The organism is Spirosoma knui (assembly GCF_054780635.1).
Genome location: NZ_BAAGVY010000017.1, coordinates 78194 through 100942, shown reverse-complemented (window position 1 = coordinate 100942; position 22749 = coordinate 78194). Strand labels below are relative to the sequence as shown.

At 50.9% G+C, this 22749-nt stretch carries 18 protein-coding genes; 11 read left to right on the top strand and 7 right to left on the bottom strand.

Features of this window, described 5'->3' with window-relative positions; translation table 11 throughout:
- Positions 1–185: 185 nt before the first annotated feature.
- The gene (locus ACYVIY_RS26025; RefSeq protein WP_460979484.1) at positions 186–752 is read left to right on the top strand and encodes an HD domain-containing protein; all 567 of its coding nucleotides are present in this window, start codon (positions 186–188) and stop codon (positions 750–752) included.
- Between the two features lie 147 nt (positions 753–899).
- On the opposite strand, the gene ACYVIY_RS26020 is transcribed toward ACYVIY_RS26025, so the two are convergent.
- The gene (locus tag ACYVIY_RS26020; protein ID WP_460979483.1) at positions 900–1265 is read right to left on the bottom strand and encodes a DUF1304 domain-containing protein; all 366 of its coding nucleotides are present in this window, start codon (positions 1263–1265) and stop codon (positions 900–902) included.
- Positions 1266–1489: 224 nt separating this feature from the next.
- Here ACYVIY_RS26020 and ACYVIY_RS26015 point away from each other — a divergent pair, with 224 nt between their 5' ends.
- From ACYVIY_RS26015 to ACYVIY_RS26005, 3 genes are read left to right on the top strand one after another with little or no spacing between them, the layout of a single operon-like run.
- Positions 1490–2767 carry a DUF5690 family protein gene (locus ACYVIY_RS26015; RefSeq protein WP_460979482.1) on the top strand — a complete coding sequence of 426 codons (1278 nt, stop codon included), beginning with the start codon at positions 1490–1492 and terminating at the stop codon, positions 2765–2767.
- 34 nt (positions 2768–2801) lie between these two features.
- A complete protein-coding gene (locus ACYVIY_RS26010) occupies positions 2802–3128 on the top strand; it encodes a nucleotidyltransferase domain-containing protein (protein ID WP_460979481.1) in 327 nt (108 codons plus the stop codon).
- On the top strand, positions 3125–3514 hold the full coding sequence (locus tag ACYVIY_RS26005) for a HEPN domain-containing protein (protein ID WP_460979480.1): 390 nt from the start codon (positions 3125–3127) through the stop codon (positions 3512–3514). Before ACYVIY_RS26010 ends, ACYVIY_RS26005 begins: the two co-directional genes overlap by 4 nt.
- 73 nt (positions 3515–3587) lie before the next feature.
- Here the strand turns inward: ACYVIY_RS26005 and ACYVIY_RS26000 are convergent, their stop codons facing one another.
- Positions 3588–6098, bottom strand: coding sequence for a phosphocholine-specific phospholipase C (locus ACYVIY_RS26000; protein WP_460979478.1), 2511 nt, complete (start codon positions 6096–6098; stop codon positions 3588–3590).
- 356 nt (positions 6099–6454) lie between these two features.
- Between ACYVIY_RS26000 and nadE the strand changes: the two genes are divergently transcribed.
- Both nadE and ACYVIY_RS25990 read left to right on the top strand, forming a co-directional pair.
- On the top strand, positions 6455–8542 hold the full coding sequence (gene nadE / locus ACYVIY_RS25995) for an NAD(+) synthase (RefSeq protein WP_460979476.1): 2088 nt from the start codon (positions 6455–6457) through the stop codon (positions 8540–8542).
- 320 nt (positions 8543–8862) lie between these two features.
- On the top strand, positions 8863–9738 hold the full coding sequence (locus ACYVIY_RS25990; protein ID WP_460979474.1) for a DMT family transporter: 876 nt from the start codon (positions 8863–8865) through the stop codon (positions 9736–9738).
- 44 nt (positions 9739–9782) lie between these two features.
- On the opposite strand, the gene ACYVIY_RS25985 is transcribed toward ACYVIY_RS25990, so the two are convergent.
- Positions 9783–10316 (bottom strand): hypothetical protein, encoded by a 534-nt coding sequence (locus ACYVIY_RS25985; RefSeq protein ID WP_460979473.1) that lies wholly within the window; start codon positions 10314–10316, stop codon positions 9783–9785.
- A gap of 90 nt (positions 10317–10406) precedes the next feature.
- Entirely contained in the window at positions 10407–11324 is a 918-nt protein-coding gene (locus tag ACYVIY_RS25980) for an OmpA family protein (protein WP_460979472.1), read from the bottom strand.
- A gap of 215 nt (positions 11325–11539) precedes the next feature.
- On the opposite strand from ACYVIY_RS25980, the gene ACYVIY_RS25975 reads away from it, so the two are divergent.
- From ACYVIY_RS25975 to ACYVIY_RS25965, 3 genes are all read left to right on the top strand, one after another.
- A complete protein-coding gene (locus ACYVIY_RS25975) occupies positions 11540–12616 on the top strand; it encodes a hypothetical protein (RefSeq protein ID WP_460979471.1) in 1077 nt (358 codons plus the stop codon).
- A 291-nt stretch (positions 12617–12907) separates the two neighbouring features.
- Positions 12908–13462, top strand: a complete 555-nt coding sequence (locus tag ACYVIY_RS25970; RefSeq protein WP_460979470.1) for a peroxiredoxin — start codon at positions 12908–12910, stop codon at positions 13460–13462.
- Between the two features lie 92 nt (positions 13463–13554).
- Positions 13555–14142 carry a carboxymuconolactone decarboxylase family protein gene (locus ACYVIY_RS25965; RefSeq protein WP_460979469.1) on the top strand — a complete coding sequence of 196 codons (588 nt, stop codon included), beginning with the start codon at positions 13555–13557 and terminating at the stop codon, positions 14140–14142.
- Between the two features lie 90 nt (positions 14143–14232).
- Here the strand turns inward: ACYVIY_RS25965 and hemH are convergent, their stop codons facing one another.
- Together hemH and ACYVIY_RS25955 are read right to left on the bottom strand one after the other, a co-directional pair.
- A complete protein-coding gene (gene hemH / locus ACYVIY_RS25960) occupies positions 14233–15294 on the bottom strand; it encodes a ferrochelatase (protein WP_460979468.1) in 1062 nt (353 codons plus the stop codon).
- A 102-nt stretch (positions 15295–15396) separates the two neighbouring features.
- Positions 15397–16176, bottom strand: a complete 780-nt coding sequence (locus ACYVIY_RS25955) for a hypothetical protein (RefSeq protein ID WP_460979466.1) — start codon at positions 16174–16176, stop codon at positions 15397–15399.
- A 139-nt stretch (positions 16177–16315) separates the two neighbouring features.
- Here ACYVIY_RS25955 and ACYVIY_RS25950 point away from each other — a divergent pair, with 139 nt between their 5' ends.
- Together ACYVIY_RS25950 and ACYVIY_RS25945 are read left to right on the top strand one after the other, a co-directional pair.
- Entirely contained in the window at positions 16316–17254 is a 939-nt protein-coding gene (locus ACYVIY_RS25950; protein ID WP_460979465.1) for a LysR substrate-binding domain-containing protein, read from the top strand.
- Positions 17255–17477: 223 nt separating this feature from the next.
- Positions 17478–21503, top strand: a complete 4026-nt coding sequence (locus ACYVIY_RS25945) for a hybrid sensor histidine kinase/response regulator transcription factor (RefSeq protein ID WP_460979464.1) — start codon at positions 17478–17480, stop codon at positions 21501–21503.
- A gap of 401 nt (positions 21504–21904) precedes the next feature.
- Here ACYVIY_RS25945 and ACYVIY_RS25940 read toward each other — a convergent pair whose 3' ends face one another.
- Positions 21905–22726 carry a hypothetical protein gene (locus ACYVIY_RS25940; RefSeq protein WP_460979462.1) on the bottom strand — a complete coding sequence of 274 codons (822 nt, stop codon included), beginning with the start codon at positions 22724–22726 and terminating at the stop codon, positions 21905–21907.
- Positions 22727–22749 lie beyond the last annotated feature (23 nt).

The window sequence follows — 22749 nt, the reverse complement described above, 5'->3', positions numbered from 1 at the left end:
TCCTGCCGGGGTTGGTCGCTCACATTCTGTGAGTATCTCTAAGTTACACGACGCATCTTAGAATCGTACAACGGCCTAAATCTAAAGGCCGAAGCGGAGCGAATGAGTGCTAGCTCACTTCGGCGACGATACTCTGTTGCGCCCCAATTTCACTCATTACGCTTTCGCTCATTCACTCTTTAATTATGATTGAACAAACGATTTCTGGTATAGCTATGCTCTTCGAAGCGGGTGGTAACGATGCTTACTACGGTGAGCCAGTAACGCAGCTCGAACACGCCTTACAATGTGGTGGCCTGGCTGAACGTGCTGGTGCTGACGAAGAAACAATCATTGCTGCGTTCCTGCATGATATTGGCCACTTGCTGCCGCCCGAACTCGCGGGCGGATATATGGATGGCTACGGTACCGTTGATCATGAACGATTAGGGGCAGACTACCTACGCGAACGAGGCTTTTCGGAAAAAGTAGCCCAGTTGATTGAGCATCATGTTAACGCGAAGCGGTATCTGGTGGCGAAAAACCCGGAGTACTTCGCTCGGTTGTCGGAGGCTAGTGTGAAAACATTGGAGTTTCAGGGAGGGCCGATGGCACCGGATGAGATCGTAGCCTTTGAGAAAAATCCCTATTTCCGGCAGATTTTGCAGGTTCGTGGCTGGGATGAGCAAGCGAAAGAAACGGGTATGGTCCTGCCTGATCCAAGTCACTATCTGGAAAAGTGCTATAGCCATCTGCAAAGCCGGTTGTCGTAGCCGACGGATGACCGTCGTAATCCCAACTTATGCGCATCCTGAATAAAAGGCTGACGCGTGCCGGGGCCTAGCGTCAGCAAAACGCTGGTGGTACGTTTTACCCTTACAAGCCGCAAGCATTGTTGATGTATAAGTAAGGTAAACCCCTTATCGGATGTGTACGGCAATAAGTGCAAGAATAGCGGGTAGCGCCTGAACGAAAAAGATACGTCGACTAGCGGTCAGAGCGCCGTATATCCCCGCAACCATTACGCACGTAAGAAAGAAAATGGCGATGTAGGCTTTCCAGGCGGGATCAGAGATGAAGAACGTCCAGATGAGGCCGGCCGCGAGGAAACCATTATAAAGTCCCTGATTGGCCGCTAAGCCTTTGGTCGGTTTGAACAGTTCGGCTGGCAGAGCGTCTTTGAAAATCTCTTTTCCCTTTGTTTCCCAGGCGAACATTTCGAACCAGAGGATATAAAGGTGCTCGAGGGCAACTACGCCGATTAGAATCGTAGCGATCAAGTTCATAGTACAAGGGTTTTCGGGTTGACAGCGGAAGGTAGTTACAAAAAGCGATTTTTTGATCTGACCGTCCCTGAATCATACTATGCCAACGTTTTGCTCGGATAAAGTCACCAGTATCGGATAGTACGTAAAACAGACACTGGACTGAGGGTAATACCAGAAAGTTCTTTAGCTGAACAAGGGCAGGGATAAGCAGGGAAGCATGATTTTACAGTATATTGCGGTATATGCGTTTTCTCCGAAACCCTACAGCCTTCATGCTCTTTGGTGCAACGGCTGCCTTTTGTACGTATGCCTGCATGTATGCTTTTCGTAAAGGCATCACTGCCGTTACCTTTGAGGGTATGGCCTTTGCCGGAATTGGCTATAAGACCTGGCTCGTGACTGCACAGGTGCTTGGCTACGCGGCTTCAAAAGGACTCGGAATCAAGTTCGTATCGGAGATGTCACCCGGTCGCCGAGCGTTGAATATTCTGCTGTTTGTCGGTTTTGCCATGCTGGCTCTCCTGGGCTTTGCACTTGTGCCCGCTCCTTACAACATCATATTCTTGTTTCTGAATGGCTTACCACTGGGAATGGTCTACGGCATTATGCTGGGCTTTCTGGAAGGGCGCCGACAAACGGATGCGCTGGTCGCGGGCTTAACGGCCTCGTTCATTTTTGCATCGGGCTTTGTCAAAACGGTGGCGCTAACCATCAAAAGCAGTTGGGGCGTGTCGGAATTCTGGTTGCCTTTTGTGACGGGAACACTGTTTGTTGTGCCGATGTTAGCCTCAATTTACGCGCTTACCTTACTACCTCCGCCCACTGCCGCCGACCGCGAACTACGTACCGAACGGAAACCCATGAACCAGTCGGAGCGCCGGGCATTCGTAAACAGCTTCAGACCAGGGTTGGTATTATTAATTATATCCTACGTTCTGCTGACCGCCTTCCGCGATTTTCGCGACAATTTCGGCCCCGAAATCCTACGTGATGCAGGTGTTGAAAACGCAGGCATTTTTGCTCAGACCGAAACACTGGTTGCGGTGGGTGTCCTGATTATGATGGCTTTGCTCCAGCGCGTGACCGATAATTTTCGTGCGTTCGCGCTCCTGAATGCCATCATGCTGGTTGGTGGGGCCGTAGTGGGCATGAGTACCTGGGCGTATACTGCCGGTATGCTTTCGCCCGGTACCTGGTTTCTGCTGACCGGCTTGGGCCTGTACATGGGGTATGTACCCTGTAATGGCCTGTATTTCGAGCGGCTGGTAGCATCGTTCCGGTACGTCAGCACCGTTGGTTTCATGGTGACGCTGGCTGACTGGTACGGATATCTGGGTAGTGTGGGCGTGTTGCTCTACAAGAACTTTGGCCAAGGCGGTATCAGCTTTCACCAGTTCTTTATCTACGGGGCTTACATTCTGTCGGTTGTCTACGGACTACTGGTAATTGGCTCGTTTGTGTACTTCAGGAGAAGGTTTCGGGCAGCGAACCCGGTTCCGGAAATGGCACCCACAACCTAGCAGGTAAATTTGTAGTTTTACGAAAAACGAAGCTATGATTAACCCTGCTATTGAACCCATTGTGCGCGAGTTCAAATCGGCGTTACAAGCCCGCTATGGAAAGCGGTTACGCGACGTAGTGCTCTACGGGTCGTACGCCAGGGGAGACCACGATGACGAATCTGATATCGACCTGATGATGGTGCTGAACGACGAAAAGGTCGATACAATTGCCGAGGTATTTGCGTTGAGTGATCTGACAATGGAGTTTATTCACACTTATGGTAAAGCTGTGTCGGTTCTGCCGGTTGCTGCAACGAGATTCTTTTCATCGTTCATGCCGGTTTATCAAAACGCTCGCCAGGAGGGCGTTTTCGTATGAAAGAAGCCGTTAACAGTTACCTTAACCACGCTCATGACGCGTTGGATGCTGCCAACGTATTGTTAGCAAATGAGCATGTTCTTGCATTGGCGAACCGGGCTTACTACGCCGTTTTTTATTGCATTTGCGCCTTACTACTGACCGAAGGCATCACGACAAAAAAGCACGAAGGGGCAAGGGTAAAGTTTCACGAATTATTTGTCAAAACAGGTAAATTTGAAAGGGAAGCTGGTGCTATTCTGGAACGAAGTCTTGAAGCACGCCAATCCGCTGACTACGACATGGATACGTACATCACTGAGGAGCAAGCGCGTAAACTACTGGAGGACGCCCGTTATTTCTACTCCATCACGGTGACGTACTTTCAGAAGAATCCAATCAGTTAACACAACTATCTCTTTCAAGCAAAAACAAGGTCTGTAACTAAATAAACCAGGTGAGATTTTCTAATCTTAATTGTCAGACCTTACCCATGAGCGGATCGCTAAACGAGCTTGCACCTGTTTCGATACGTCCCGCATACCGTTGCTCGAATGAGGGATTATCGGCTATGCGAACGCTGAGGTCATACCAACCATGACTGTCAGTAAGAGGAAGCGTGAATATAACTTGATCTGATTTTAGGCCACTTGCACGAAGTACCTGACGTTGCACCTGATACTTGTACGCATTAGTAACGACCTCAACCGTTACGTTCTGTTTGTGCAAATTGGCTAAGCGGATGACTAACTCGGGTGATGAGCCATTCCGGGCAACCTGATCATCGCAAAGAACCGTAACAGGGGCACCGGCTCCTCGCCCTATAAATTCTCTGAAGAATCCGTTTGGCCCATAGACCCGAAAGTGGTAGTCAGCTCCGGAGGCAACCTTCCAGGTGTCAGTCAATTGATCGCCAGGTGATACGGCATAGTTCCGAACCGAGTGATCGCTCATGTCGTACACCATAAACGGGGCACCAGCCGCAGTCTTACCAAACCGATCAGCCTTAGCTGCAAAGGTGATGCTAAACTGATCCCCGCGTAATTGACCGTCGACGGCTAACTGATAGGGGAGAGCACAAGCCGGTCGAATGCCCTTTTCCTGCTGAACCAGCAACGAAGACGCGCTAGTCTGTTTGTTAATCTGTGCGATTTCTGTCTGGCTAAGCGGCTTGAAATTACTGGGTACGTCTTTGAACTTAGCCTTGTGAACGCTTTCGATAAATGGGTCTCGGGCAACGAAGGTGGGCAGCTCAATCGACTCACCCGTGTACGGTCTGAACACCGATGTCAGGTCTCCGCAGACGGTCCGACGCCATGAGCTAATGTTTGTTTCGCGAATCGGTTTACCTGTTTTCTTGCTCAGGAAGCCCTCTAGAAACTGTAAAATGGACGTATGGTCGAACACCTCCGAACAAACGTAGCCACCCCGGCTCCAGGGAGACGCAATCACCAGCGGAACGCGATACCCCAACCCAATAGCACTGGCCCGGGCCTCTTTAGCTGGCTGCTTGGCCGACCGGCTGAGTTCCTGCTCCAGGCTTACGTGCTCAGCGCTGGTGTCAACGCCCGCAGAAGTTTTGCCTGTTTCGGGTTGGGTAGGATGGGGCGGAACAAAAGGCGGTACGTGGTCAAAATAGCCGTCGTTTTCGTCGTAGGCCAGAATAAAGATTGTTTTCTTCCAGACCTCCGGGTTTTGCGTCAGGATGTCCAGTATCTCCGACAAGTACCAGGCACCGTACCAGGGAGCACCCGGATGGTCCGAAAAATTTTCCGGAGCTACAATCCACGACACAGTAGGCAAATGGCCCGTTTGTACATCGGTCCGGAACTGGTGCAATACATCGCCTTTCGGAACAGAGAGCTGGCGGCTTACGTCTCCATCCTGATACGTCAAACTGGTTAGCTGACGGTGGTGGGGATCGTTGACATTGGTGGTAAACGCTTTGCGGTGGAGGGCTTGCTCGCGGGCAGATAATTTCTCGAAATTCTCCGCGTGCCATTGGTCACCCTCGTCCGTAAGAAAAGCCAAAAGCGCTTTCTTCTGTTGAAGCGTTTTGCGCAAGGCATTTCCGTGTTTGGTCATGTCCGATACGGTCGTGATTTGCTGTTCCAACGCGCTGATTTCGCCGGGTAAAGCGGGCAGACGCTCCGCCCGATAACGCTGATGACTGGCCGAAAACCTTACATTATACTGCGAAAACCATTCCAGGGGATTGTCGCTGAAGTTAGCCAGCCAGGCCTCTTCTGAACCCGAAAGGCCACTTGAGAGGTTGATTTCGTTCTGGTAGACGCGCCACGAGATGCCATTGTCTTCCAGGCGCTCCGGAAAGGTGGTCCAGCTGGCGGGTCTATCGTAGTCCAGTTCTTCGTTACGAACGCGGGCGTGTGCATTCGCATCCTCCCGAATAGTGCCGCTCCAAAGATAAAGCCGGTTAGGTGTAGTACCCGTCAACGACGAGCAAAAGTTCTGGTCGCATATCGTAAAGGCATCGGCCAGCGCGTAATAGAATGGAATATCGGCCCGGTCGTAGTAGCCCAGCGTGAGTGGCATGTGCGCGTACTCTTCGTGCCCCGAGGGTTTCACATCCAGCCAGCGGTCGTATTTTCCCTCATTGCGGGCGTCGACCTGATTAGTCCACGAGTGGGGCAGCGAACTCATCCAGGTAGCTTTCGTATCACGCAGATTCAGCCGGAATGGCGCGTAGGTTTCCCCTTTCGCATTTGTTTGCAGCCAAACCGGATTCTTATTGGGTAACGTAATGGCCCGTGGATCGTTGAACCCGCGAACACCCCGCAACGTACCGTAGCAGTGATCAAACGAGCGGTTTTCCTGCATCAGAATCACGACATGTTCCGCGTCGAGATACGTACTGCCCGGTGCCGGAGCAATCGCCATCGCTTTCTGAATGGAAGCCGGTAGCCCTTCAAGGAGTCCCGCACTACCGGCCAGTAAGGCCGCTTTCTTCAAAAACTCGCGTCGTGTATCCATTCGTTTAGCGTTCACGGGTTAAGTACATACAAAAGTAAACGGCAGGCAATAAATTTTCAGATGTAGTAATTGCTAGAAAGTCCGTTTAACATTTGGTTAGGTAACAAAGTAGGGTAGAACAACAATGTACTGCTAATCATGCGTAATAGATGAGAGAGGGATTCGTAATTAGTGGAATTGAGAAAGAACAATTCGCCATATAGGCCTTTCTCAATCGAAGGAGGAAATAAGCGACAAATCTATTTCCTCCCCATCTTTGTTATTCCATAAAACAACCTGAGGTCAGGAGAGTGATACTATGTTGGGTGATGCCGAACCGACTGGTATTCACTCATTCGCTCATTCACCCATTGTAGATGAAACTCATCAAAGTAGCCGCTGGTGTCCTGAATCAAACCCCGCTTGCCTGGGAAAGCAACAAGCAAAATATTATCAACGCGATTGAAGCCGCCAAAAATCAGCAGGTCAGTCTGCTGTGTCTGCCCGAACTGTGCATCTCGGGCTATGGCTGCGAAGATGCGTTTTACGCGCAGAACACAATTGATCAGTCCATTGCCTCATTGCTGGATATCGTTTCGTACACCAACGATATTGCGGTATCAGTAGGCTTGCCTATGCGGCATAATAACCGGACGATCAACACGGTTTGCCTGATTGCGAATAAACGAATTCTGGGGTTTGTTGGAAAACAGTACCTGCCTAACAACAGCATATATTACGAACTTCGGTGGTTCCAGCCCTGGGTACAAGGGCTGCGGGATGAGGTGCACATTGGTGAGTTCACGTATCCATTTGGCGACCTGGTGTTCGATCTGTCAGGCATCCGCATTGGTTTCGAAATCTGTGAAGATGCCTGGATTGCCAATCGGCCCGGTCGGGCGCTCTACGAACGGGGCATCGATATTATCATGAACCCCAGCGCGAGTCATTTCGCATTTCTTAAGTCGCAGGTGCGCGAACGGCTGGTTGTCGATGCATCGCGAGCATTTGGCGTATCGTATATCTACACCAACATGCTGGGTAATGAAGCCGGTCGCACGATCTTCGACGGTGACGCAATGGTTGCCATGAACGGCGAGCTACTTGTGTCGGGAAACCGGCTTAGTTACGAGGATTTCGTGATCGTACCGGCGGTGATCGACGTCGATAACACCCGCCTGAATCAGGTTCAAAACCGGGGGAATCTGGCGTTGAGTTACCCAAATCTTCGAGTGGTTGATCGATTCGAGTGGCCCGATGTAACGCCCGTTATTCAGAAGGCGGAACTTGAAGCCTGGGAGCGGGGTGGTTACCTGAAGGAGGAAGAGTTTGCCCGGGCGGTAGCGCTGGGCCTGTTCGATTACCTACGCAAGAGTCGTTCGCAGGGATACGTCTTGTCGTTGAGTGGTGGCGCTGACTCGTCGGCCATCGCGGCTACCGTCTTCCTGATGATTCGGATGGCCGTAGAAAACATCGGAATCGATGGTGTCAAGAAAAAGCTCAGCTACATCAAAGCGCTCCAGGATTGTAATACGTCGGAGGAAATGGTCGGCAAACTGCTGACGGTCATGTACCAGGGAACCGAAAACTCGTCCGACGATACGTTCAACTCGGCCAAAGAACTGTCCGACGATATTGGCGCTACCTTTCTCAATATCAACATCAATGGCCTGGTCGATACGTATCGCGGGTTGATTGAAGGTCAGCTAGGCCGGAAATTATCGTGGGATACCGACGATCTGGCGCTGCAAAACATTCAGGCGCGGGTGCGGGCCCCGAGCATCTGGATGATCGCTAATATCAACAATGCGTTGCTGCTTAGTACGTCGAACCGCTCCGAAGCCGCCGTTGGCTACGCAACCATGGACGGCGATACGGCCGGTAGTATTTCGCCTATTACCGGGATTGACAAGCATTTTCTGCGCGGTTGGCTGCGCTGGCTAGAGACGGTTGGTCTGAACATCAAGAACGCCCCCGAACCCACTGACCGTACCAGCCTGGCCACTACCGCTTCGGTAGCGCCCGATGAACTGATTAAAGTGAAAGGGTTGCGGGCGGTTAACAACTTGCAACCTACCGCCGAACTTCGTCCGCTGGACAAAAAACAGACCGACGAAGACGATCTGATGCCGTACGACGTACTGAACTCGATTGAAGAAGCGGCCATCCGCGACAAACAGGCTCCGGTTGAGGTGCTAAAACTCATAGGAGTTCGCTACGCTACTGTGCATGAGCGCGAAAAACTGTTGATCTGGGTAGAACGCTTTTTTAAGCTCTGGAGCCGCAACCAGTGGAAGCGCGAACGGTATGCGCCCTCGTTTATGCTCGATGACCACAACCTTGATCCGCGTACCTGGTGCCGCTTCCCGATCCTGTCGGGCGGATTCGAGAAAGAACTGGCAGAAATGCGCGACTGGGCCGCTGGCCAAAAGCGCGATAGCCGGAAGGGGAAGATCGGGTTTTAAAAATATATTTGCAGTTGACGTTGAGCGGCAAGATTTATTATGACTACGACGTAACTTTAATTCAGAAAACGCAAAGTGGCGTAGCTGACGAAATGGTACTAGAAATGTCCGTTTCGTCAGCTACTGTTTTGTTAACTAGTGATGGTGATTTCGGGAGGTTAAATTTCCAGAAAGGACACATCTTTTATAGACTACCTAAAAGCAACCGCAAAAGAGAAAGGTCGGCCTACTCCTAAAGTCATACGAGAGTATGGCGATAAACTGATTGATTCGTTTACTGTAACTACCGCTAAAAAAGTGCGGATACGAAAGTTTTAATTGTGCGTCAACTTCTTCCCGGTCTTCTTTTTGCTGCACTTTGGGCATCGGCTTCAGTAGCTACTAAGTTTGGGGTGCAATCGGTGCATCCGCTCATTTTAGCCAATGTTCGGTTTTTCATTGCCGGAATCGGCATGCTGTTGGTTGCGTATGGCGTTCAGCGAAACAGCGTATCTGACGCTCAATCTACGTGGCCAACTGGCATTGAGTGGCGGCAGCTAACCATTTTTGCTTTGCTCAACACAACCATTTATCTAGGGGCGTTTGTGCTGGCACTTAAGCAAGTATCGGCAGGTATAGGTAGTTTATCAACGGCGACGAATCCGTTATTTATTGCATTGTTATCGGCCGTTTGGCTGCGACGGCTTCCGCGCTGGAACGAAAGCGGTGGGCTGCTGCTGGGACTGGCTGGCGTAGCAATTGCTACGTATCCACTGCTCCAAAACAGCTACGCTACCGTTGAGGGTTTGCTCATACTATTAGGTGGCATGGTGTCGGTGTCGGCAGCAACGGTTTATTACGCCCGTATCAATTGGAGATTGCCGAATCTGGTTATTAATGGGTGGCAGGTGCTGATTGGTGGAATATTGCTGCTGCCGTTTACGCTTGCCTTCGCCGATTTCAACGCGTCGCAGTATGACGAACGATTCTGGTTGTCGGTTTTCTGGCTGATACTTCCTGTCTCGGTTGCGGCTTTGCAACTCTGGTTTTATCTCGTCCGACAGGATGCAGTGCGCGCGTCACTCTGGCTATTTCTGTGTCCCATCTTCGGGTTTGTGTACTCGTATTTACTGATGGGTGAGCCCATTACTATCTACACCGTTGTGGGTACTGGGCTGGTGATTGGTGGGCTATATCTAGGAAGAAAGCAAGTGTAGCCTAAAGTATATGAACTGCTTTGGGCTACACTTGCTGCTTACAATTACGCTTTGCCAGCTTGTTGAGTGGCCAGCAGAATACTGAGATCATTGAACTTGCTATCGGCCAGTTCCTTGGCTTGTGCAGGCCAGTTCGTAGGGTCATAGATACGGTAGTGCGCGCCGGCAGCCGATAATATTTCCCGAATACGCTCAATGGGCGTTTCGGCTAATTGTGAAAACTGCTTAATGCCCGCCTGTATCAGCAATTCGGCAACCCTAGGGCCAATACCTTTTATTTCGACAAACCGATCCACGCTATCGACACCGGGCTGATCGGTGGGTTCTTCAATACGAGTTAGTTCAATATCCGTACCATCGGCTTTATTAACAATATCAATGACTTCGGTGGTTGCGCCATCCATCGAATCGACCGTGTCCGACAACTCTGTGACGTAACCCAGTGGGCTGACTATAACATCGAGGGTGGTATTCTCGTCGAGTATGTGGCCTGCTGAGTCAGTATCGTCTTCCAGAAAGCGGGGCTGATCATGATCTAGGCCGGGAGAAGTATCGTTTAGCTCAGGTTTCTTCTTCATATAACAAATACGTTGAGTGGTTGCAATCCGTCAGGATTGTTACCCTTTAAACCCAATCGTGTTTGTATTGTTAAGCGATACTGATAAACATTATTGCTTCAATACGGTCATCTCCACCCGTCGGTTAAGCTGGCGGGTCGCTTCGGAATTATTACTGGCAATGGGGCGCGTTGGGCCGTAGCCACGCGTACTGATGCGGCCAGCCGCAATACCGTTCTTGACCAGATAGTCTTTCACCAGGTCGACGCGCTGCTTCGATAGTTTTACGTTCTCATCAAAGTTACCCTGGTTATCGGTGTGGCCAGCCAATTCAATCTCAGCAGTTGGGTGGCTGTTCATGAAGTCGAGCAGTTGCTCCAGGGCGGGTTGCGCATCAGGCAGGAGCTCGGCTTTACTCTGCACAAACTGAACCGCCCGAAGTTGCGTGGCTTTGCCAGTAGGAGCCACGACCAGCGGTGGCGTGTAGGTAACTTTAGCGTCGAGGGTTTTAGGCGGTGTTACGCGTGTACTGGTCGTAGCTGGTGCATCGCCAGCTGCCGGACGACCGCCCGATGCTGCTACGCTAGGGGACGGTGTGCTGCTCGCTGCAATCGTGCCCTGGGCAGCGCTCGCGGACCCCGGCGGTTTGGTGCCGACGCGATACAAATGAGTCGGCCGCCGGGTCAGACGGTCTACTTTCGACACGGTAAACGTAAGAGGCTCTTCCAGCGACTCATACCCATCCGCCTTGGTGGTGACGACATACGTCTGCTTTGGATCAAGGACGAGCTGATAGGAGCCATCGACGGTTACCACTTGCTGAGCGCGCATGGTCCCTTCCTTACTACGGGCACTGATGGTGGCTCCGATGATGGGCTGACGACTTTGGGCGTCTAAAACCCGTCCTTCTACCAGGGCAGTTCCGTCAACGGGTGTAGTACGGCGCTGAGCCTGGCCCCAGGCGGGCAGATGGACGTGATTGCTTAACGAAAGGTATCCAACGGTGACTATAACTTTTATCCACTTCATGTGTAAAGGCAACGTAAAAACGGAGCGCAAAAGTACGTTTAAATGCGTAAAAACAGCGCTTTGCCTCTTATTAGCTGACCTATAGCGAAGGGCAATTTTAGGGAAGGGAAATGGCGTGTAAAATTGCTTATAATTGACTGATTAATAGGCTAGTTATCTCGTTAAAATAATGGCATAAAATCGAACGATGAACAAGGTTTATTCGTTACTAATATATGACACAGAGAACCAACGTGACGATGCATTCCCCGGACGCTCAGACCCCGTTTGTACCGGCTCCTGCAGGCAGTTTGCCGGTCGATGAGAACTGGCGAAAGTCAATTCCGGCGCAGGTGTTTCTGAACCATTTTTTTGCGATGGATTACCATATCCAGCATCAGAATGACCTGTTCGATGTTGCCAAGTTTCCCATATTCCAACAGTTTCATGGGTTGGCGACTGCCGAGAGTCGTAAGGCGCTGGAAAAGTTACTGTTAAATAGCTGGAGTGCCGAGTACGCGCTTCGCATTACGCCCGTCGTCAACGATGAGCAGTATTTGCAGAGTTCGTTACACTGGACATTCCCGCAGGCGTATTACAGCGCCTTGTTTAGCGCCCGGGCGTTCCTGGCCGTGCAAGGCGTTAACGTGAGCAACGAAGAGCTGATTCGTAAGCGGATTGGCAACATGGTTGTGCGCGGCTATTACCCGGCTTCCATTGGCTACTACGCCCTTGGGCCGATCAATAGCTACCGCATTCAGCGGCTGCCGATGGCCAAGCGCTTCAGCGTAGCTGGCAAGGCTGATCTGTTGTTGCCGTCGCGAGCAGGGTCAGCGCAGGCCGAACTGGCGCAGTTCCTGAAAACGACGCGCGACCAGCGGGTAAAGGCGTTACGTAACGCGATTCAGAACAATCCGAAGACGGCGTTACGTAGCCCGAAGACGGGTGAGATCCTGCAGAAGTTCAGCGTTGAGCAGTATAAGCAATTGGCTAAGCAGATTGGCTACACGACCTACTTCGATATGCTGAGCCGCCTGCGTATCTCGTCAACCAATCGGGAGATTGAGCGCTTTGTTGACTCGGAGATTGACGTAAAGCTCTTTCACCAGAGTCTGGTTAACATTGTGGCGCATATCAACGCGGTACACGAAGCCTACATTGCCAAAGCGTTGGGCACTGAAGCCTACCGCCAGTTAGTAGCTAAGCTACCTTCTTACCTTCAGGAGAGCTTCGTTCGTGATCGGATGAACACCGTTACTCTGCCAATGATACGGCAGGATGAAGGCGAGCCGGGAATGCGAATGGCCGCTTAATACGGCCTTTGAAAGATTTTACCTTGACCAGCTAAGCAGCTGGTCTTTTTTTTGCCTAAGCTGGTAAAATCATAATTAGGCAAAAGCTTAAGAATTGTATTTTTTCTTGTGGAGTTGTTTGCTCGTTTGTAATGGATTCACAGGCTCTAATCAGCTGAATGGTTGGTTTATGGCTAAAATCAAATCAATTCTTTCTATCAATGATTGATAAAAATCATGTTGTACGAAAAGAATTTGTCTCTTATTTGCACTCAATTCATATTTGTCCTGAATACAACTCCAATTAAAACTATGAAAAATCAAATTATCTCTGTTGGTTCTCAATTCCCAGACTTCAAAAAACTGGCGGTCGTTTCGCTGGATAAGGATAACGAATTTTACGAGATCTCGTCGGAAGATCACCGGAACGCTGGTCAGTGGCTGGTGATGTTCTGGTGGCCGAAAGATTTTACGTTTGTGTGCCCAACCGAAATCGCTGAGTTCAACAAAAAGTTTGAAGACTTTCAGGATCGCGATACGATGGTGATCGGTGCCTCGACCGACAGCGAGTTCGTTCACCTGGCGTGGCGTAAGAATCATGATGACCTGCGTGGCCTGAAGTTTCCGATGCTGGCCGATACATCAAAGTCGCTGGCCGAAGAGCTGGGCATCCTGGAAGCTAACGAAAAGGTGGCGTACCGTGTTACGTATATCGTTGATCCACAAGGCATCGTTCGTTGGGTTAACGTTAACGATCTGAATGTTGGCCGGAACGTAAACGAAGTAATTCGCGTACTCGACGCCCTACAAACCGACGAACTTTGCCCTTGCAACTGGGTAAAAGGAGAAGCTACGCTGACTGCTTAATCAATGGCGATTTGTGAATGAGCGATTGAGTGAATAAAGCTGACGCAACAACTTATTCACTCAATCGCTCATTTACGCATTCACAACTTATCATGACAACGACACAAAACGAAACGGTTGTATCGCTGCTGAACCTGGTCGGACTCGATACGTCGACCGAACGTCCGGTGCTGGAAGCTTTAGCGCAAACGGATAGCCGTTACCTGCGCGACCTGAAGATCAATGTGGGTAATGTGCTCAACAGCAGCCAGACGCTAACCAAAAAAGAAACGACTTTACTGGCCTTGTCGGTGGCTGTTAACGAGAAGTATCAGCCGTTGATTGACGCTCTTACAGCCATGGCAAAGCAGGAAGGCGCTAAGGATGCCGAGGTTGCTGAAATCATTGCCTGCACGTCGCTGCTGAACACGAACAACGTATTTTACCGCTTCCGCCACTTTGTAGGCAAAGACTATTACCAGCAGACTCAACCAGGTATTCGCATGAGCATCATGATGAATCCGGTGCTGGGCAAAGAGTTTTTTGAGCTGGTAAGCTTAGCCGTTTCCGCCGTCAACGGCTGCGAACTATGCGTACGGTCGCACGAAGAAAGCGTCTTGAAACATGGTTCCAGCGAACCCCGCATCTTCGATGCGATCCGGCTGGCATCGGTAATTAAAGGCCTGATTACGTTGCTGTAAACGACGGCTTATCGTCAGATAACCCCAAGCGGTTTGGACGACACTTGTATAAACAAAAATCCCCGTACTGACCAGTACGGGGATTTTTGTTTATGCGGTTTTTACGAGATCAACCAGAGTTTCAATCCAGATCGGGCTGTCGTTAAGGCTCTCCACCAATTGCCAGTGCTGACCGCCAGCTTTCTCGAAAAGCTCTTTGTATTCTTCGCCTACTTCAATCGTTGTTTCGAGGCAATCGGCTACAAAGGCGGGCGAGAATGCCAGCACACTCTTGGCTCCCTTGGCCACCAGTTCAGGAATGACGTTGTCGGTGTATGGTTTGATCCAGGGATCACTACCTAAGCGAGATTGGAAGCTGGTGGTGTACTTGCCTTCCGGAATGCCCAGGGCGCTCACCAACCGGCGCGTTGTTTCGAAACACTGCGCCCGGTAGCAATGCTGATTCATAGCGTTTAATGAGCCACAGCATTCGCCAAACTTACACACGCTCTTGGTTACATCGCCTTTTCGTATCTGGCTTTCGGGCAAGCCGTGGTAACTAAACAGAAAGTGGTCGTAGTTATGCTGGGCCATGTATTTGCGGCCTAGTTGTGCAAAACCTTCGATGAATTTTGGATGGTCGAGGAAGCGATTAACAAACCGAATTTGTGGGATCACCTGCCAATCTTTGACAATGTCCATCACCTTCTCGTATACCGAACCTGTTGAGGCTGACGCATACTGCGGAAAAAATGGAACGACCACAATGTCGGTGAGGCCAAGTTGCTGAAACTCCGCTAACCCAGCCTGAATGCTCGGGCTTTGATAACGCATGGCCATTTTAACAATATATTTCTCACCCAGCGACTGCTGCAACTCACGTTCGACAACCTCGCCGTAGTACTTTAACGGAGAGCCCGTTTCGGCCCAGAGCTGTTTGTATACTTTGGCAGATTTGGGCGCTCGAAAAGGCGCAATAATACCATTCACAAGCAGGAAGCGCGGAATGAACGGGATATCAATGACCCGACCGTCCATCAGAAATTCACGGAGGTATTTGCGAACGTCCGGAACAGCGGGACTATCGGGGGTGCCAAGATTTACGAGCAGAACACCCGTTTTGCCAAGCGGCTTGGTGATAGATACAGGTGACGGTATAACAGATGCTTCCATACAGGGGAAACAGTGATTTTAAAAAGTTAGTTTGTTGAACAAAGGAGTCCGTATAGTGCCCGAAATTAAGTAAATAAGGCTTAAGCTGGTCGTCGGAATTGTTTATTGATACCGACTAAGGTCCGTTCGGGTAAAATCACTGAACACTTCGCCGGGCAGGCCGCTGAACACCATAATATCGGTCAAGTCGCGGTCGCCCCGTTCGCCCGCCAGTAAGATACTGCCGTGCTTCTGGTAACCACTCCAGGGTAATGTAAATACAGGTTGTTCATCGGTATGGTTCGCGAACTGCGCCCACTGACTGACCAGGTGCTGGTGCTTATCAACCCAAACTTTGTATTTGTTATCGGGGGCTGCACCAACTCCTTTGAACGTCAGTTGAATCACATCAGCCCGTTTCCCGTCTTTGGTGGCTTCCTCGCCTAGATATTTGAGCGTAACGCCGGGGTCTTTGAACTTAAACGGCATAACCAGCCAATAGGACTCGTTCAGCCAGGCGGTTTTGCCCTGCTTCACATATCGGGCAACCGAGTCAGGATTGGTCATCTCTTCCCCCTTGCGAAAAACCCGTCCCTGCTCGTTGTTGACGTTGAGCAGTACCGTCTGGTCATCATGCAGGTTATCAATCCGTACGTTGCCCGTCCATTTATCCCACACAAACTTTCGCATACCGGCAAACGTCCAGGCGATCAGGTGAGTATTTTCCCAGGCTTTCCGGCCACCCATAGCGTTCATTACTTCGTCGGCAATCTGCACCGCGCGCGGGTCCGAACTAGCCAGCTCGGAGCTTGGCACCGAGGGGGGCGCGGTTTTTTTCGGCTGGGAAAACGCCATGGATACGCTGACGGCTACCAGAAGCAGAAAAAGAGGCAATGTTTTCATAACAAATGGGTGTTGCTAGACAAAATTAGAACCCATATCGGGGAGTTTAGTTTGATACGATTTAGATTTGTATTGCTTTTGTTTATCGGATGGACCGCTGCCCAGTTTAACCTGCTCTGTCCGGTGCTCTACGCTCGCTATGACACTCTCCCAACTCGATTACATTGTTGCCGTTGATACGTATCGCCACTTTGCTACTGCTGCTGAAAACTGCCACGTTACGCAGCCAACGCTCAGTATGCAGATTCAGAAGCTGGAAGATGAGCTAGGCGTTTTGTTGTTCGATCGCTCGAAACAGCCGGTAGTGCCCACCGAAACCGGGCAGGCCATTCTGGCGCAGGCCCGCGACGTACTCAGAGCGGCCCGACGTATCCCGGAGATTGTCAGTGAATCGAAAGATGATTTTCGGGGTGAACTCCGCATTGGCATTATCCCGACGCTGGCTCCGTATCTGTTGCCTTACTTCATCGGTGAATTCGTGGGCAAATACCCGTCTGTATCGGTTCAGATTCAGGAACTGGTGACCGAGCAGATCGTTGAGCGGCTAAAGAAAGGGCTGATCGACGTAGGGCTCGTAGTCACTCCACTTGCCGAGAATGGAATCACGGAGATTCCGTTGTTTCGTGAGCCATTTGTGGTGTATGCCGCTGATTCGCATCCGTTGTTCCAGAAACAGGTCATTGCCTCGGCCGACCTACAAACGGATGGGCTCTGGCTGCTGACCGAAGGCCATTGCTTCCGTAATCAGGTCATGAACATCTGCGGAGCCGACCGGCAGGCCAATGGCGGAACGGCGCTTCGCTACGAAACCGGTTCGCTCGAAACCCTCATCAAGCTGATTAACAAGCAGGATGGCTTTACGTTACTTCCTTACCTGGCTACACTGGACATGGATGAGACCCGTCGGGCGCGGCTTCGGACCTTCGAAGCTCCGCAGCCAGTGCGGGAGGTTAGTCTGGTCATGCACCGTAGTTTCCTGAAACGCAAGCTGATAAATGCGCTTAAGCACGAGATCATGGCGCATCTGCCAAGCGAATTGACGAAGGGCGTACCCAACGAAACGGTCGTGAGTTTGTGAGTTAGTTATTTTACTGTACCAAGAAAAACTTGTAATTTCACGGTTGCCCCAGCCGGTTTTGCTACGTAGCAATCCAGCTGGAAGCGAATCCTATAAGCCGTACGTCAGGTGGCCACTACTCCTTTGCATGACTGACCGAACATTTACCATTTGTTCTGCATTCGATTACGTCTTCAGATCAATAAGGGCTAAGACTTTCGGTTGTCAGCCGGGGCCGCAGCTGTTGATTCGAGGCATCGTGCTGCTGGTCCTGACAGTAGGAGCCAACCCGTTGTGGAGCCAGTCAATCAATTCGCAGTTTGAACACTTGTCCGTAAAAGATGGGCTGTCGCACAACTCGGTAAACTGCATCCTTCAGGATCGGGAGGGATTTTTATGGTTCGGCACCAACGACGGGCTCAACAAGTACGATGGATACGTATTTACGGCCTTTCAGCCCGATCCCGCCCAGCCTAATCATAGCTTCCGCAACAACCGTATAGCGGGCATGTGCGAAGGCCGCCGGCGACCAGCCAGCCTGTGGGTCGTTACTGAAGGGGGAGGGCTGCACGAAATCGACAAACGAACGGGGCAGGTAACGCCCCACCCGATTCAGACCGAAAACGCGAATCGCTGGAACAATCAGTTGTCGGTCTGCGAAGATGGAGACGGTATCCTGTGGATCAGCGCCTATGATGGCATAGCCCGTTACGATCCGGAGCGGCATCATTTCCAACTCTATCAATCTCCAGCAGAAGAAACACCCATCAAATCGATTTTCATTGATCGACAGGGGCGATTCTGGGTGGGTACGTATCATGGCCTGTATAGCTTCGACAAAAAGAACGGCCACTTTTCGCTTGTATCGGCGCCAGCGCCTACAGGTGCCCAGCCCGTTTTTAACTCATTTCACCTGGATAAGCGTAATACACTTTGGTTAGGTACGGCTGGTGATGGTATTTTTCAGATTAATCTCAACAGTCGGCACATACGCCCGGTGCCGTTTCGGCCCGAAGGGCAGGTCAATCCGTTTGTGTATCTCAACGCCCTGCATCAGGATACACAGGGGTTTTTGTGGGTCGCCACTACCGAGGGCCTTCAACGGTTCGATGCCGACGGTCAGCGGATTGTAACCTACCGGCCCGATCCGAACAGACCCAAAGGCCTCAGCAGCACCAATGCCCAGGCTGCTTATCACGACCGGTCTGGCCGGTTGTGGGTAGGCACTAACAACGGAATCGACCGGCTGGCAATGCCCACCAAACCGTTCGCTACGTTCCAGATTAAGCCCAGCGCGGGTACGGCAAATCTGATCGAGAATAAGGCCGACGTTGTTCTGATCGATACTGACAATCGGCTGTGGCTCAGTAACCAACGTAACGTATTTCAGGTCGATCTGAACCGTACCGTCAGCCTGGTTCCTCCGTCAGCGCTGGGTGGAGTTGGTCCGCACGAAAACTACACTACGTCCATGCTGGCCGATAAGGACGGGGTTTGGTTAGGGACCTGGAATGGGCTGTATTACTACGATAAATCGACAAACAAATTTAAAGGCTACCCGTCGGAAGTGCCTACTCAGTTTATCTCGCGTGGCCCAACGGGAACCATCTGGATCGGCGGAGAAGGCGGAATCGGCTCCTTCGACCCCGGAACCCAACAATACACGTACTATAAATACGATCCGGACAACGAGAAAGGTCTGCCCGATAAGTTTGTTTACGCGATTCTGGCCAGTCGAACCGGCGATGTCTGGGTGGCGGTGAACGGTAAGGGCATTAGCCGGTTGACTCCTAAAACGGGGCAGTTTGTCCATTATACACCCTCTTCCCAGCTAGGGAAGCTGAATAGCAACGAAGTGCTGGCGTTTTATGAGGACCCGCAGGGCATTATCTGGATAGGCACCAATCAGGGGGGGCTTAACCGGCTCGACCCCAAAATGGGACTGTTTACCAATTTCACAATGCAGGCGGGTTTGCCGAGTAACCGCGTGGTTGGTATCATTAATGATCCGTCTGGCAACTTATGGTTAAGCACCAGCAAAGGACTCTGCCGCTTCGATCCACGTACGCAAAGCGTTCGAAATTACACCATTAACGATGGATTGCCGAGTAACGATTTTTTGGAAAATGCCGTCATCCGACAGAACAACCGGCTTTACTTCGGTAACCTGAACGGCTTGGTTCACTTCAATCCGGATAGTATCCGCGATGATACCCGCCCGTTTCCGGTGCACATTACCGGGTTTAAAGTGCTGGATAAAAGCCAGCCGCTGACCGGGGAGCCGATTACGCTGAACCACGACGAAAACTTCCTGTCGTTCGAGTTTGTAGCCTTGACTTATGTGCTGCCCGAAAAAAGTCAGTACAAATACCAATTAACGGGTATCGACAAAGGGTGGGTGCAGAACGGAAATCGGCGCTTTGTCAACTACACGAGTCTGCCGCCGGGTCACTACACGTTTCGGGTAAAAGCCTCAAACAGTGATGGCATCTGGAACGAGGAAGGGACCTCGCTGCAAATCACGATTATGCCTCCCTGGTGGGCTACCTGGTGGGCATACGTACTGTATGGTATTGCGCTTATTGGGGCTGTAGTGGGTGGGCTGCGTATATATACCAATCGAATCAGGCAGCGAGAAGAACTGGCTTTTAATCAGCGTAAAGCTGAACAGCTCGAGGCCGTCAATGAGTTGAAAGGCCGTTTTTTCTCGAATATAACCCACGAATTCCGCACGCCGTTAACCCTCATCATATCGCCGGTTGAATCACTTTTACAGACACCTGCCCTCGGCCCGGAAACCCGCTCCAAATTGACCAACGTAAAACGTAACGCAGAGCAGTTACTTGGTCTAGTGAATCAACTGCTGGATATGTCGAAGCTCGAAGCCGACAGCATGCCGGTTTTGCTGAAGCGGGGTAACATTGCCGACTATATCCGTCAACTGGTGGAATCGTTCCGGCATAACGCCGAACAGAAAGAAATTCAGTTGCTTTACGTCGCCAATGTTGATGATCGGGAATACTTGTTCGACGACGATAAGTGGAATAAAATATTCGTCAATCTATTGTCAAACGCGGTAAAGTTCACCAAGTCGGGTGGACAGGTAACCGTATCGGTTGCCTTTGATTCGGCTGACGGTTCCGATGATCTCCCCAGGATGCAGATTACGGTTGCCGACACGGGCATTGGCATTCCTGCTGATCGGCTTGATCATATCTATGACCGATTTTATCAGGTCGATACCTCGCAGACCCGTGCTTACGAAGGAACGGGTATCGGACTGGCGCTAGTCAAAGAACTCACCGAACTGATGGGAGGCACAATCGAGGTAAGCAGCCAACTGGGATCGGGCACTACGTTTACAGTCCGGTTGCCGGTGCAACCTGTTACCGGGGAAGTCGACGTACCGGAGGTGGGCCAGCCGGTGATTGCTCCTTATATCCTTCATGCCGCTGTTAGCCAGGAAGACGAGGCCAACGTAGTACCGGAAGGGGAAGAGGAGGAGACGGATACGTCGACACTTCCGCTTGTGCTGGTTGTAGAGGATAATCAGGAACTGCGCGAGTTCATTGCTGATGAGTTATCTGGGGCATATCGCGTATTGATGGCGGCAAACGGCAAAGAAGGCTGGAAGCGGACGCAGGACGAACTGCCTGACGTCGTGATTTCGGATGTGATGATGCCCCAAATGGATGGCTATGAGTTAACGCAGCTTATCAAAAATGACCTAGCTACCAACCACATTGCCGTAGTGTTGCTTACGGCCAGAGCGGCTCAGGATAGCCGAATCGAAGGATTACAGCAGGGGGCAGATGAGTATCTGACTAAACCGTTTCAGCCCGAAGAGTTACGGCTGCGGATCCGTAACCTGATTAGCTACCAGCAGAAACTACGAGAGAAGTACAGAAAGCAGATTGAGGATCCAGACGCGCCGATGTCTGCTGATGCCGGGCAGCCTGCATTCATTCATCAACTTTACCAATTGATTGAGGCTAACTTGGGCAATCCGAAATTCGGTATTAATGAGTTAGCGAAGGGAGTTGCCATGGGTCGTAAGACGTTTTATCGGAAACTGGAAAGCGTGACCGATCTCACGCCTGCTCACCTTATCCGAAATTACAGACTTCGGAAGGCTGCCGAATTGCTTCGGTCCGGCAAAAATTCAGGCGAGACAGCAGATCTCGTGGGCTTTAAAACACACGCTCACTTTACCAGCGCTTTTAAAAAATTCCATCATGTAACGCCTACCGAATATCTGAAAAAGGGCTGAAACTGCCGATTTAAGCCCTTTTGTGCCGTTTTTTAGAGGGTGTCCTGAATTTGATAGAATTTGACTCAAATCCGAAAGCGGCTTTAGTCGAAAAGGAGTGACATTTGGAAAGCCTAATGCGAGTGATCGTATCTTCCTGCTGTAGTGGTTTGCAGTAGCATGGAAGAGAACGTTGGCTTTCCAATTCTATCCTTTAACAAATGGTTTAAGCGGCTATCCTGCACACCATTTTCCATCAACCGACCTCCTTCGGGCGAACCAAACCGGTTCGCCCGAAGTGTTTTGAGGATTTGTAAAGTCACTTCAAATAAGCAAGGAAACCAATAGGTAAAAAGTGCCTTTTGACACTTTGTCTCTTACTACGTTGCCGGTACAAAAGACCATGTAATTGCGCCGTTTTATCAGGGGCGGTGTCGTTGATTTCGTTTGGCTCGTTCCAGGCGTAGGTAAATATCTGCGAAGTCGTCGCCATTGGCAATTGCGTTCGTTAATACCGAAACACTTGGCCAGCCGACGACGGCCAGCCAGCGCGACACCTCATCGGCGGCTGTTTGATAGGCCAGCATAACCTGGTCATAATTGCCCCCGAAGAAATCGCGCGTGGTTTCCAACTCCGCTAGTTTTAGCATCGGTTGGTTTGTAAACGGAACCAGATCTGCCTCTTCAGTGAATACCGAATCCGGCTGTGAAGCAGTATCTGATTGCTCGACCAACGGCTTGGTGAACCGATAATCCAGCATCAGGGCCAGCCCTTCGTTGAACCAGACGGGAATTTCCCGTTTGACACGCCACCAGCCTAACCGACTAAACAACTCATCATGGCATAACTCATGAGCAATTACATCGGCATTGTTCCCGTCGGGCCCCAGTACGAGGTAAGACGCGCCCCAGGGTGTCCCCACGCTACAGCCCGCGCCTTCTCCACCTATGCAATACTGTTCGTACTCGTCCTGATGCGGGCAATAGATCAGGATGGCCTGCCCGCGCCGGTCCCCCCAAAAGCGTTGAATCCGGTTTTGGGCGGTTACGATGTGGTTGCGCAGTTGTTGCCGCTGACGGGACGTTGCGTTATGGTTGACGTACACGTTATGCAGCGGCTTTAATGACGTAAAATCCGGTGACTGGCTAATACGCATGCACCGGAACACCTGCGGATAGAGCAGTAGAAAACCGATCGGCAGGGCAATCAGAAACGGTAGGACGTAACGCAGAAAGAAACGCAAACGAGTAACAATTTACGAAGTGC